Source organism: Pseudomonas sp. Pseusp11, assembly GCF_047304405.1.
Taxonomy (GTDB): Bacteria; Pseudomonadota; Gammaproteobacteria; order Pseudomonadales; family Pseudomonadaceae; genus Aquipseudomonas.
Genome location: NZ_JBGLZF010000042.1, coordinates 1 through 12,247 on the forward strand (window position 1 = coordinate 1; position 12,247 = coordinate 12,247).

At 56.5% G+C, this 12,247-nt stretch carries 14 protein-coding genes and 1 pseudogene; 9 read left to right on the forward strand and 6 right to left on the reverse strand.

Annotated features, from left to right (window positions below; translation table 11 throughout):
* Positions 1 to 132 precede the first annotated feature (132 nt).
* Entirely contained in the window at positions 133 to 396 is a 264-nt protein-coding gene (locus ACCC96_RS24960) for a DUF4404 family protein (protein WP_413697203.1), read from the reverse strand.
* Positions 397 to 505: 109 nt separating this feature from the next.
* Entirely contained in the window at positions 506 to 1,126 is a 621-nt protein-coding gene (locus ACCC96_RS24965) for an HAD family phosphatase (protein ID WP_413697204.1), read from the reverse strand.
* Between the two features lie 200 nt (positions 1,127 to 1,326).
* Here ACCC96_RS24965 and ACCC96_RS24970 point away from each other — a divergent pair, with 200 nt between their 5' ends.
* Positions 1,327 to 2,016 carry a VacJ family lipoprotein gene (locus ACCC96_RS24970; protein WP_019649407.1) on the forward strand — a complete coding sequence of 230 codons (690 nt, stop codon included), beginning with the start codon at positions 1,327 to 1,329 and terminating at the stop codon, positions 2,014 to 2,016.
* A gap of 72 nt (positions 2,017 to 2,088) precedes the next feature.
* Here ACCC96_RS24970 and ACCC96_RS24975 read toward each other — a convergent pair whose 3' ends face one another.
* Entirely contained in the window at positions 2,089 to 2,388 is a 300-nt protein-coding gene (locus tag ACCC96_RS24975; protein ID WP_019649406.1) for a PilZ domain-containing protein, read from the reverse strand.
* A 276-nt stretch (positions 2,389 to 2,664) separates the two neighbouring features.
* Here ACCC96_RS24975 and rssB point away from each other — a divergent pair, with 276 nt between their 5' ends.
* Together rssB and rssC are read left to right on the forward strand one after the other, a co-directional pair.
* Positions 2,665 to 3,846, forward strand: coding sequence for a two-component system response regulator RssB (rssB, locus tag ACCC96_RS24980; protein ID WP_007935264.1), 1,182 nt, complete (start codon positions 2,665 to 2,667; stop codon positions 3,844 to 3,846).
* A complete protein-coding gene (gene rssC / locus ACCC96_RS24985; RefSeq protein ID WP_007935262.1) occupies positions 3,846 to 4,328 on the forward strand; it encodes an anti-sigma factor antagonist RssC in 483 nt (160 codons plus the stop codon). The genes rssB and rssC overlap by 1 nt, the downstream gene beginning before the upstream one ends.
* A 141-nt stretch (positions 4,329 to 4,469) precedes the next feature.
* Here the strand turns inward: rssC and tal are convergent, their stop codons facing one another.
* Positions 4,470 to 5,396 carry a transaldolase gene (gene tal / locus ACCC96_RS24990; protein WP_019582092.1) on the reverse strand — a complete coding sequence of 309 codons (927 nt, stop codon included), beginning with the start codon at positions 5,394 to 5,396 and terminating at the stop codon, positions 4,470 to 4,472.
* Positions 5,397 to 5,753: 357 nt separating this feature from the next.
* On the reverse strand, positions 5,754 to 6,749 hold the full coding sequence (dusA, locus tag ACCC96_RS24995) for a tRNA dihydrouridine(20/20a) synthase DusA (protein WP_413697205.1): 996 nt from the start codon (positions 6,747 to 6,749) through the stop codon (positions 5,754 to 5,756).
* A gap of 138 nt (positions 6,750 to 6,887) precedes the next feature.
* Between dusA and ACCC96_RS25000 the strand changes: the two are divergent.
* The 6 genes and pseudogenes from ACCC96_RS25000 to ACCC96_RS25025 form a co-directional block, all read left to right on the forward strand.
* A pseudogene (locus ACCC96_RS25000) lies at positions 6,888 to 7,115 on the forward strand (phage tail protein); the annotation flags it as partial.
* Positions 7,090 to 7,296, forward strand: a complete 207-nt coding sequence (locus ACCC96_RS25005) for a tail protein X (protein ID WP_413697206.1) — start codon at positions 7,090 to 7,092, stop codon at positions 7,294 to 7,296. The pseudogene ACCC96_RS25000 and the gene ACCC96_RS25005, both read left to right, overlap by 26 nt.
* 289 nt (positions 7,297 to 7,585) lie before the next feature.
* Positions 7,586 to 8,149, forward strand: a complete 564-nt coding sequence (locus ACCC96_RS25010; RefSeq protein WP_413697207.1) for a hypothetical protein — start codon at positions 7,586 to 7,588, stop codon at positions 8,147 to 8,149.
* A gap of 139 nt (positions 8,150 to 8,288) precedes the next feature.
* Positions 8,289 to 9,332 carry a phage late control D family protein gene (locus ACCC96_RS25015; RefSeq protein ID WP_413697208.1) on the forward strand — a complete coding sequence of 348 codons (1,044 nt, stop codon included), beginning with the start codon at positions 8,289 to 8,291 and terminating at the stop codon, positions 9,330 to 9,332.
* A gap of 37 nt (positions 9,333 to 9,369) precedes the next feature.
* Positions 9,370 to 9,933, forward strand: coding sequence for a glycoside hydrolase family 19 protein (locus ACCC96_RS25020; protein ID WP_413697209.1), 564 nt, complete (start codon positions 9,370 to 9,372; stop codon positions 9,931 to 9,933).
* Positions 9,915 to 10,457, forward strand: a complete 543-nt coding sequence (locus tag ACCC96_RS25025; RefSeq protein ID WP_413697210.1) for a lysis protein — start codon at positions 9,915 to 9,917, stop codon at positions 10,455 to 10,457. Before ACCC96_RS25020 ends, ACCC96_RS25025 begins: the two co-directional genes overlap by 19 nt.
* Before the next feature lie 137 nt (positions 10,458 to 10,594).
* Here ACCC96_RS25025 and drt4 read toward each other — a convergent pair whose 3' ends face one another.
* The gene (gene drt4 / locus ACCC96_RS25030) at positions 10,595 to 12,241 is read right to left on the reverse strand and encodes an antiviral reverse transcriptase Drt4 (RefSeq protein WP_413697211.1); all 1,647 of its coding nucleotides are present in this window, start codon (positions 12,239 to 12,241) and stop codon (positions 10,595 to 10,597) included.
* Positions 12,242 to 12,247 lie beyond the last annotated feature (6 nt).

Here is a 12,247-nt window from a genome sequence, read left to right on the forward strand (position 1 = left end):
ACTGCGTTTTGTGCCCGTATCCATTGCACCTTCCTGATAAGAAGCCAGAAGGTGTAAACCTTATTCAGGACGAAGCACTGGAAATCAAAAAGCCCCGCTATCAATAGCGGGGCTTTTTTGCATCTGAAGGGTTCAGATCCCCATGTTGCCCAAGGCCTGCACAATGTTGCGCAAGGTGCCGGCCAGCGTGGGATGTTCGAGTTCGAAGCGCTCGACGGCGAGGTTCACATTGTCGGCGAGGTTGGTGTCCTGGGTTTTGGTTTCCAGCTCAAGCTCCAATTCGATCTGTTGCATCAGCGCGTGCAGGTCTTCGCGCTCGGCTTCGGTCAGTGGAGGATTCTGTTCCAATTGCTCGCGCAGTTTGTTGAGCTGTTCTTGCAGTTCGCGGGCGGGCATGGCGTTCTTCCTTTTATCGATAGGCACTGGCATAGACCGCAGCAGCACGCCAAAGGTCTATGGCTGACCTTTAGATTAATCCACTCGCGCGTAACCTGCATGATCTCAGTCAGGGCTTTTCGCCCTTGAGCCGGCGCAGGCTGATATCGGCCAGGCAGGTGTCGAGTTCGCCCAGATGATCGATCACCGAATGCACGCCCAGGCCGAACAACTGCACCGTCGCCTTGCCGCGCAAGTGTTCCCGTTCCTTCTGGCTCAAGGCTTGCCATTCGTTCGGCGCGAGCCCGCATAGCGAGCCGCACGACGCCAGGCCGATGGTCCACAGCCCGGCGTTCAGGCCCGATTGCAGCAGTCGCGGCTCGCCGCTGACCAGCACGCAACCGTCCAGGCACTCGACATTCAGCGCCATCAAGGCTTGCCAGCAGGCATTCGGGGCCGGCCATGGATTGATTGTTTCAGAGTGTTGCAATGATTTGATCCAGGCCGGAAGTGCGACGGCCAGGGAATGGCTGAGGGCAGGGGGGAGTTCATCAATCCAGGCGCAGGGAATCCGTTGTCGCTGCAAGCTGGACAGGCTCTCCAGGGCACCGGGCGTGACCTCGGCGTGCTCGGCAGAAACGGTACCGTGCTGACGCGTGCGCGCGCCGAAATCCACCAGGCAACCACTGAGGCCGAACAGCACGGCGGTCAGATTTGGTGCGGCAAGGGGCAAGACTTCGGCGTGCGGCATGGAAACGTCCCTGAAATAGCGACAAGGCTATTCATGGACGATGACAATCGAGTGACACGGATGTGAATCGCTCGCCGTCAGGAGGGCGTCGTTCGTAGACCATCGTGCACGATGCTGCCTAAACCGGGTTTTCCGTCATATACTAGCGGTCTTTGCGCCTGGGCCAAGCGCCCGCGTCAGTACAATCCAAGGAGTTTCTTATGCGCTGGAGCAATCGACTCGCTCAGCTTTGTATGTGTGCCAGCGTGTTGCTGGTTCCGTTCGCGGCCCAGGCTGCCACGGAAGAAGACCCTTGGGAAAGCATCAACCGCCCGATCTACAAATTCAACGACTTTGTCGACACCTACGCACTGAAGCCGTTGGCTCAGGGCTACCAGTTCGTCACACCGCAGTTCCTGGAAGACGGCATCCACAACATGTTCCGCAACGTCGGCGATGTGACCAACCTCGCCAACGACGTGTTGCAGGCCAAGCCCGCTGCGGCTGGCGTCGACACCGCGCGTTTGATCTTCAACACCACCTTCGGCCTGCTGGGCTTCTTTGACGTGGGCACCAAAATGGGCCTGCACCGCAACGACGAAGACTTCGGCCAGACCCTCGGTTATTGGGGCGTGGGCAGCGGCCCGTACGTGATGCTGCCGCTGCTGGGCCCAAGCACCTTGCGTGATGCGCCTTCCAAGTACGTCGACGGCTATACCGGTCCGTACCCTTACATCAACGATATACCGGTGCGTAACTCGATTTACGGCCTGAACATCGTCGACACTCGCGCCAGCCTGTTGTCGGCCGAGAAACTGATCACTGGCGACAAATACACCTTTATTCGCAATGCATACCTGCAAAACCGCGAATTCAAAGTCAAGGACGGTAAGGTCGAAGACGATTTTTAATCTCGACCGGTAAAACGAAGAAGGCGGCCATTTGGCCGCCTTCTTTCGTTTGGCTTGCGGGTTAAGTCAGGGCTATTTCATCTTCAGGATTGTAAGCCCGAGTTTCTGGCCGCCATCGTCCTGTGCTTTCACCCACACCACCTCGGTGTCGGCCTCAAGGCCTTTGAGGGCTGCGTGATCGGAATCGATCCGCACGCTGAGCCGGTCACCGACCTTGAATGAGCGGGGCGCCTCCAGCTGCATGCCACTGCTGGAAAGGTCGATGCAGACGGCTTGCACCTCGTCGCCTTCATGAATCAGCGACACATCGGCATCAACCCGCATGCGGATGAAATCGCGCTTTTCGCTGTAGTCCCGATCGGTTTGGCTCATGGGCTCGATCCTTCCTTTGGGTTACGGTTTTGCCTGTTCTTATAACTCTCGGTGATTTGACAAGTAAAGACGTCAAGCGACCATCGGCGTGAGCTTGAAACGCCTCGCGGATGGGAGTACCGTCTGCGCCTTAGAAGGGCACCTCTGGTGGAACAGTGAGTAGGGCAAACGCTCGAAAACGGTGCAGCAGAGAGGCTAGAAAGCGAATCCAGTAGTGTGTGCAGGGCCAAATGCCCAGCCTGCTACGCCAACCTAATTCTGGCGCCGTTTGCCCACATGCCAAAAACCAGTGCCACGCTGCTGATAATCGATGATGACGAAGTAGTGCGTGCGAGCCTCGCGGCCTACTTGGAAGACAGTGGTTTCAGTGTCCTGCAGGCCAGCAATGGCCAGCAGGGTCTTCAGGTATTCGAGCAAGACAAGCCCGACTTGGTCATCTGCGATCTGCGCATGCCGCAGATGGGCGGACTCGAACTCATACGCCAGGTCACCGAACTGTCGCCGCAAACCCCGGTAATCGTGGTTTCGGGCGCCGGTGTGATGAACGACGCCGTCGAGGCCCTGCGCCTGGGCGCAGCGGACTACCTGATCAAGCCTCTCGAAGATCTCGCCGTACTCGAGCACTCCGTGCGCCGTGCCCTGGATCGTGCGCGTCTGCTGCTGGAAAACCAGCGCTACCGCGAGAAGCTGGAAAAGGCTAACCGCGAGCTCGAAGCCAGCCTGAACTTGCTCCAGGAAGACCAGAACGCCGGTCGCCAGGTGCAGATGAACATGCTGCCGGTGAGCCCCTGGACCATCGACGAGTTCCAGTTTGCGCACCAGATCATCCCGTCGCTGTACCTGTCGGGCGATTTCGTCGACTACTTTCGGGTCGATGAGCGTCGGGTAGCGTTCTACCTGGCGGACGTTTCCGGTCATGGCGCCTCTTCAGCCTTCGTCACCGTGCTGCTGAAGTTCATGACCACGCGCTTGCTGTTCGAATCCAAGCGCAACGGCACATTGCCGGAATTCAAGCCTTCAGAAGTCCTTGGTCATATCAACCGGGGCCTGATCAGTTGTAAGCTGGGTAAACACGTCACAATGGTCGGTGGAGTCATCGACGAGGAGACAGGTTTGTTGACCTATAGCATCGGCGGTCATCTGCCGTTGCCCGTGTTGTACACGCCAGACAGTGTTCGTTACCTGGAAGGGCGTGGTCTGCCGGTGGGCCTCTTCAATGAAGCCACCTACGAAGACCACGTACTGGAGCTGCCGCCGGTATTCAGCCTGACGCTGATGTCTGATGGCATTCTGGACCTTTTGCCAGAACCCACACTCAAAGATAAAGAAGCTGCTTTGCCTCAACGGGTCAAAGCGGCGGGCGGCAGCCTGGATGGTCTGCGCCAGGTTTTTGGATTGGCCACGCTAGGGGAGATGCCGGATGATATCGCCCTGTTGGTGTTGAGCAGGAATCTTTAATGAGTACCGGTAGAATCCAGTTCGCCGAGCAGGACGGCACCTTCGTCCTGAAGTTCGTCGGTGAAGTTCGCCTGACCCTGTGTTCGGCGTTGGATGCGACTATTGAGCGGATCTTCACTGCGTTGAACTTCAACGCCATCGTGATCGACCTGACCGAAACCCGCAGCATCGACAGCACCACCCTGGGCCTGCTGGCCAAGCTGTCGATCCTGTCGCGGCAAAAAGTCGGCCTGTTGCCGACTGTCGTCACCACCCACGAAGACATCACCCGTCTGCTGCAGTCCATGGGCTTCGAGCAAGTGTTCAACATCGTTGACCGCCCGATCCCATGCCCTGAATGCCTGACCGACCTGCCAGACCAGGACCAGTCCGAAGAAGTGGTGCGGATCAAAGTCCTCGAAGCACACAAAATCCTCATGGGCCTGAACGACTCCAACCGTGAGGCGTTTCATGACCTGGTGAACGCGCTGGAGCGTCACTGATTAATTCCCTGTGGGAGCGGGCTTGCCCGCGAAGGCGCCCTAACAATCACCACATCTTCCAGTGCTAAGCCCATTACCCGAATTCAACGCAAAAAAAGGGCGAACCCATGGTTCGCCCTTTTTGCATCCAGCTAACTCAAATCACAGCTTGGCCTGCAACAACGCCTCAAGCTTCTCCTGGTCCCGAGCAAACTGACGAATGCCCTCAGCCAGCTTCTCGGTCGCCATCGCATCCTCGTTGGACAACCAACGGAACTGCGCTTCATTCAAGCTCAGACGCGCTTCACCCGCATGCCCCGGCACCAATTTGCGCTCCAGCTTGCCGGTATCCGCCGCCAGTTTCTCCAGCAGATCAGGGCTGATGGTCAACCGATCACAACCGGCCAACTGCTCGATCTGATTCAGATTACGGAAGCTGGCACCCATCACTACGGTTTTGTAGTCATTGGCCTTGTAGTAGTTGTAGATGCGCGTCACCGACTGCACGCCCGGATCATCTGCGCCGGTGTAGTCGTTGCCGGTGGCTTTCTTGTACCAGTCGTAGATACGGCCCACGAACGGCGAAATCAGGAAAACCCCAGCGTCAGCACATGCCGCCGCCTGAGCGAAAGAGAACAGCAAGGTCAGGTTGGTCTGAATGCCTTCCTTTTCCAGCTTCTCGGCAGCGCGGATGCCTTCCCAGGTCGAAGCGATCTTGATCAGCACACGGTCACGGCCAACGCCGGCCTTTTCGTACAAGTCGATCAGACGGTGCGCACGCTTCAATACGGCGTCAGTGTCGAACGACAGGCGCGCATCCACTTCAGTGGAAATACGGCCAGGAATCACCTTCAGAATCTCTTGCCCCACCGCCACACCAAAACGGTCACTGGCCAGGCCCACATCGCCCTTGCAGTCGCTGACGCAAGCGTTCAGCAACTCGGCATAACCGGGAATGGCCGCCGCTTTGAGCAGCAGGGAAGGGTTGGTGGTGGCGTCCACGGGTTTAACGCGAGCGATTGCTTCGAAGTCGCCAGTGTCGGCAACCACGGTGGTCATTTGTTTGAGTTGTTCCAGCTTGGAAGTCATGGGCGTGCTCTGTCCTATGGGTCTAATGACATTACCCGAGCGCTGACAGCCACTCAAGGGTGCATGTGCGTATCGAAGGCCCCAGTGGCAACATCCTGAAAACGGATGTTTGAAAGGCGGGGCGTGGTCTCGGTAAATACGATGCTGAAATGGGGAGCAGGTTCAATGGAGGTGACGGTTAGCGTGCTGAGCAGGCCTGGGTCATGTCCTCAATGCTTACCGATTTGACCAGCTTGCGAATTAGACCTTTGAGCGCTCGGGCCGAACAAGTGACGGCCGCCATTTCAAAGCGGCCATTTTCTAACGAGACAGAGCGCGGACACCGGCGCGCGAAACCTACAAGCGAGTGACGAGGGATTAACGTCCCTCCAACAACTCTGCCGCCTGATCCAGCAACGCCAACGGCTCTTTAGCCTTGTGAATATCCACCGACAACAACTGCCGAAACTTGCGCGCCCCAGGAAACCCGGTGCCCAGCCCCAGTACATGCCGAGTGATGTGATGCATCGCGCCACCCGCCAGCAGATGCTCGGCAATATAAGGCCGCAACTGCGCCAGCGCCTCAGCCCGGCTGATCACCGGCGCCGTGCTGCCGAACAGCTGCTGATCCACCTCAGCCATCACATAAGGATTGTGATACGCCTCACGGCCCAGCATCACACCGTCGAACGTCTGCAAATGCTCGTGACAGGCCTCCAGCGTCTTGATCCCGCCGTTGAGAATAATCTCCAGCTCCGGAAAATCCGCCTTCAACCGCGCCGCTACGTCATAACGCAGAGGCGGAATGTCGCGGTTCTCCTTCGGCGACAACCCCTCCAGAATCGCAATCCGCGCATGCACGGTAAAACTCGTGCACCCGGCATCCCGAACCGTGCCAATGAAATCACACAGCTCCTCGTAACTGTCCCGACCATTAATCCCGATCCGATGCTTCACCGTCACTGGAATCGACACCGCATCACGCATCGCCTTCACACAATCGGCCACCAACTGCGGATGCCCCATCAGGCACGCCCCGATCATATTGTTCTGCACCCGATCACTCGGGCAGCCGACGTTCAGGTTTACCTCGTCGTAACCGTGCTCCTGGGCCATGCGGGCGCAGGCGGCCAGGTCCAGCGGAACACTGCCACCGAGTTGCAGGGCGAGCGGGTGCTCGGCTTCGTTGTGACGCAGGAAGCGCTCGTGATCGCCGTTGAGGAGCGCGCCGGTGGTGACCATTTCGGTGTAGAGCAGTGCGTGCTTGGAGAGCAGGCGCAGGAAGAAACGGCAGTGGCGGTCGGTCCAATCCATCATCGGGGCGACGGAGAAGCGGCGGGAGAGCGGGGCGGGTGTGGCGGTGATTGGAGGCATTGGCGTTTCTGGAATGGGTGAGGCTGGGAGGTGGAGGAGTTTATCAGGATTGGGCTTGTGGGGCTCAGGCCAGTCTTGCTGCGGTAGTTCAAGGGTGGCGGGAGGGATTCAGCGAGATAGGACGAGAAAATAATTCTGTCCCCATTTTTGGGCTTCAAGGGCGGCATCAAGCAGCTGAACACCCTGCGCAGCCTCGGTGCCCAGTTGAAACCCCTGACTTTGACCACCGGTTATGGCGACGTGTTGGGTACCTGGTGCCTGAAGAACGTCGAAGAACAGAGCGCACTGTTGCAGGGTGGAATCCCGCGCAAACAGGCGTTCACCTTGGAGTTTGTGCACTATGGCGACGACCTGCAGAACGTCTGACGGGGATCTGCTCGACACACTTTGTTATCACGCTTACGGGCATTTGAGTGGCACCGTCGAGGCGGTGCTGGATGCCAATCAGGGCCTGGCCGATGAGCCGCAACCGTACCGGGCCGGTATTGTAACTGTGTTGCCGGATCTGCCGGCCCGCACCGATGAGGTGGTGATGTTGTGGGGGTGATGCTCACGCCCATGCGTCGCGCTGATGACATTTTTTTGGTTCTTCACGGATTGCCGGGAAAGTCGTTCTTGATCTTCAAGCAACCACCGGCCCGCGATCCTTGCACCGACATAGAGCCTTACATGTTTTCCAGGGCATGCGTGTCGCAAAATAGCAGTTGCGAGCGTTATCAGATTGTGCTTTAAGGGATGACCGCGAGCCGAAGGGTTTGTGGCGTGCTCCTGGAAGGTGCGCTGTTCGAGTGAGGCTGTCTCCAGGTCTTTTCGAAAAAAATAAAAGGATTTAGATTATGACGTCTTTTCAAGATATAAAACCTGATCAAGTCGATGCGCTCAAAAAGCAATCGCAAGCTGCCTTTGACGCACAAATCAAGCGTCAGCAAGAGGTTGCCAGTGCGAAGCCGGCGCTAGAAGAGGTCCTCCATCAGAAGATGCACCCGCAATCGTTGTGTGGATGCGGATGCCAGCAGTACATTTGCGGCTACTTCTCGTTCGAAGGTTGCGGTTGTGGTTGCTATCCTCAGACCGAAACCATCCAGATTAGTGCGTCACCCGCCGATATCGGACCAAATGCTCCTCAGCAAGGAGCCCAAGTGCGGTTCGTCGGCCAGGCGACAGGTACGGGTACCAATATCAACATTTCCAGTCTCTACCTACAGGGCACCGTGCCTGATGCTGAGAACCTCATCGGCGTCCCGTTGTCGCTGCAATTGTCGATTAGTCCAGGTTCGCTCACTCTGTACCTGTTTGAAGGGCAGCGCCTGCTGGCCGCACTGGTCCATCCATCGCAATATGCCGGGAACATTACTGGGCAGTTCTCAGGCAGTGGAACCGGCTTTTTCCAGCCGGCGTGATGTAGTCGACCAGAAGTAAACAGCCCGACGCCGGGCAAGAATGCCCTAGCCTCAAATGCTAGGGCTTTTTTTGGCTCCGGTAATCCGTGAAGAGTTTTTTTTTGCCCGCCGTGTGCGGGCTTTCTTTTGGACAGAATAAATGACCCCAGCCTTTCGCGTCGTGGCCGACGGCGCTGACATCACGGCCCTGATCAATGATCGGCTGCTGCAATTGAAAACCACCGACAAGCCCGGCATGGAGTCCGACGAGTTCGAGCTGCGCATCGATGACCGTGACGGCGCCGTCGTGTTGCCCGTTCGTGGGGCCAATATCGAGATCTTCTTGGGCTACGCCGAAACGTCGCTGACCCGCATCGGACGTTACGTTGTCGATGAAATAGAGTTCTCCGGCCCGCCGGAAACGCTGGTGATCACCGGCAAGGCCAGCGATATGCGCGGCAGCGGCAAGACCACCCGCAGTGGCAGTTGGGAAAACGTGCCGCTGTCGCGGATCGTCGCCGATGTCGCCGCCTGCAACGGTTGGCAACCCGTGTGTCCAGTACAGACCAAGGTGCCACGCGCCGATCAACTCAACGAGTCGGACTTTAACTTCATCACCCGCCTGGCCAAGCAGTACGACTGCACGGCCAAGGTGGCCGACGGCAAGCTGCTGGTGATGCCGCGCCAAGGCGGGCAGAGCGCTTCGGGCAAGGTGTTCGGCGTGGTGACGATCCAGCGCCGTGACGTCGGCCGCTTTCAGTTCCGGCTCGGCGACCGCAACACGCACAAGGCGGTCTCGGCCAAGCATCAGGACAAGAAGACCGGCAAGCTCGCCGTGGTCACCTTGGACAACGACGAGTCACCGGATGGCTTGCCGCCGGTACATACCGACCGCCACATCTACCCGAACAAGTCCGCTGCCGAGGCGGCGGCCCAAGCGCGCCTCACCGCGTTCAACCGCTCCACGGCCGGTGTCCGGCTGGAGATGGACGGTCGCACCGACCTGTTCGCCGAACGATCGATCAATGCCCAAGGTTTCAAGGTCAGGCTCGACGGCGAGTACCTGGTCGATTCGGTGGAACAGGTGTTCACCCAAAGCGGCTGGAGCGCAACGGTCGAGTGCAACGGTGGCAAAAAGGGCAAGGCGAAAGCCAAAGGCAAGAAGAAAAAGGCGGTGAAGGATCTGAAGGTTGTTCAGCTCTAGCAGTAGTGCCGCATCCCCACAACCCCAGGAGATACCCATGTCACTGACAGAACAACAGCTACAACGCATCATGCCCAACGCCCGCCGCCAAGCGGGCGTTTTTGTATCCGCCCTAAACACCGCCATGGCACATCGGCAGATCAACACGCCGCAGCGGCAGGCCGCGTTCCTGGCTCAGGTCGGACATGAGTCCGGCCAACTGCAGTACGTCCGCGAACTGGGCGGCGATCAGTACCTGAGCAAGTACGACACCGGCAGTTTCGCGGCGAAGTTGGGCAATACGCCGGAGGTAGACGGTGATGGTCAGCGCTATCGCGGTCGCGGCCTGATCCAGGTGACCGGCCGCAACAATTACCTGCGTTGCAGCCTGGCGCTGTTCGGCGATGAGCGATTGCTGCGCACCCCGGAGTTGCTTGAGCTGCCGCAATGGGCCGCCGAGTCGGCGGCGTGGTTCTGGTGGGTGCGTGAACTGAATGCCCTGGCAGATCGAAACGAATTCGAGGCGATCACCCGCAAAATCAACGGCGGGCTGAACGGCTTGGCAGATCGTCTGCAGCTATGGGAGCGGGCGAGGGCGGTGCTATGCGCCTCGGTGAACTGATCCCGGCGCCATACCGGTTGCTGGCCAAGGGGGTGCTGCTGGCCACCCTGGCTGGCGGTTCCGCTGCAATTGCCTGGCAAGTGCAGGACTGGCGCTATGGCCGGCAGATGGAGGAACAAGCCCACCTGCAGGCAGAACGCCTCAATCAACAAACACTGGCAGCTGCAGCGCAGCAACAAGCTGAGCAGGCCAAACGTCTGGCGCTGGAGCAGCGGCTTTCAGCCAGCGAACAAACCCATTACCGAGCCCTGAGCGATGCCCAACGTGATCAAGGTCGCCTGCGCGACCGTCTTGCCACTGCTGATCTGCGCTTGTCAGTCCTACTCGACGCCCCCGGTTCATCCAGCAGCGGTGCAGTGTCAGCCACCACCACAACCGGCAGCGTGGTTCATGGCGCCACAAGAGCCCAACTTGACCCGGCGCATGCTCAACGAATTATCGGCATCACCGATGCCGGTGACCAAGGATTGATCGCGCTGGCGGCCTGTCAGGCCTATGCCAAAGAAGTCTCAACACCGAAGTGAAAAAGAGCAGCCGAGGTGGACGCGTCAACATCCAACCCGGCCGCGGTCCCAGCAGAACGTCGAACCAATCGTTGATCGCGATGATCGCCCGATGGGACCAAGATAGTGCGGAAGAAAGTGATGTCGAATAGTTTTGGTTATGAGTTAGCCATCCATTGATCGAACGTTGGTGTCTCGTCATTTTTGACAAAAGGATTATAAGCTGCAAAACAATAGTTTTCGGCGGGGCTGTCTTCACCAGGATTACAGAAGAAGTCGACATTATATTTTTTCAATAGTGGAAATGTGCCTTCATTTACATACGGGTCTGAAATTTTTTCGGCGCGAAAAAGTTGGTAGAGTAAAAGCCAGTTTTGGTCTTTTGTATATAATTGGTCGTCGATAATGGTTTTTGCGTATTCAGCTACGTTGTCGATTGAGTTTTCAAAGTTGCAGAGCATTGCTAAGGCGATACAGTCTTTTGATTCGATGATTCCCAGTACCGATTTTTCTGAGGGGAGTGAATTGAGTCGCTCCAGATAATAAAGTCCCCAGCAAATTCCGTCAGATCTTCGATGTAAGGCGTTGGTCTGAATGATCTCGTTTAACTTATTTGTTAGATCGTTCGTGTTGTAATAGTCGGACCTGGCGTCAATTTTTTCTAGATATGGAAGCAGGATTGGATAATGCCAAGATAAATTTAAAACGTACTGAAAAACATCGGCAGCAGCTCTGTCCTTAAGTCTCCTGGCAATAGTGGATACAGCAAATTTTATGACGCTTCCATCCGGGGTTTCATTGTTCAAGCGTACCGCAAAATCTAAAAAGTGGAAGGCTTCACGAGTGCTCATGAAGGCGAGTTGGCCGTCGTCCTGCAGCAACGGAGGAAGCGCACTCATTAGCACTGATACCCATCTTTCTTGTAGTGGTTCAGGTAACTCTATGATGGACGTTTTAGTAAGGTTTAATGTTAGTCTATATTGGCTTAGCTCTTTGCTCAATAGTCTTATGAACTCCTCCGCTTCGGCATGTGTATCGCAAAGAGCGGTGTAGTCATCTATGTAGCGTACAAACGAGAACTGTTCCCTTAGCTTGCGGTCCACCGCGGCGAGGATAACCTCAACAGCAATGCTCGATGAGGCGGGACCAATTGGGAGGCCAGAAGTCTCGTTTCGTTTGGCGCCTCGCAATGCCTGATCCAAATCTGCGCTCCAGTGACGGGCCGATTTATTTGATGTCAGGTTCGCTTTAGCTATTTCGAAACCTTGAACTGCCCACTCCAATGAGTGTGTGTAAATAGATCCAAAGCAATTGGCTACGTCAGTATGGGCGCGAAATTTTTTACCAAAACTTTGATTCGCTGCTGTCAGCGATTTAGTTTCGGGGTCCTCATAGTTCATGATGAGCATTCGTCCATCATTATGTGCCTGAACACGGATAGCACTGTTGTCATCTTTCATCGCTTCGATCAAGTTCTCACGATTAGACGCCATGACACTGAAAATTTGCGCGAACGCGAGAGGGTGCATTAATCCTAAAACACGTGATACGTTGTTATAGCGTGTTGCGCGATACTCAACTAAATCAAAGCCAAGTCTTTTTCGGTCTTTGCTTAGTTTTACGTCTTCCAAGAGTTTATGCGCTACTTCTGGGGTGAAGCGCCGGGTACTAATGCTTGGCGGTAGCTCAGTTGCTGATTCTTTTTGGTTGGGAAAGTAGTTCCATCTGGTTAATGCTTCAAGGAAATGTCTGTCGTCCAGAGAAAAACTTATAGTGGGGTTATGGATGAAGGCGAATTCTTTCATAGGTCT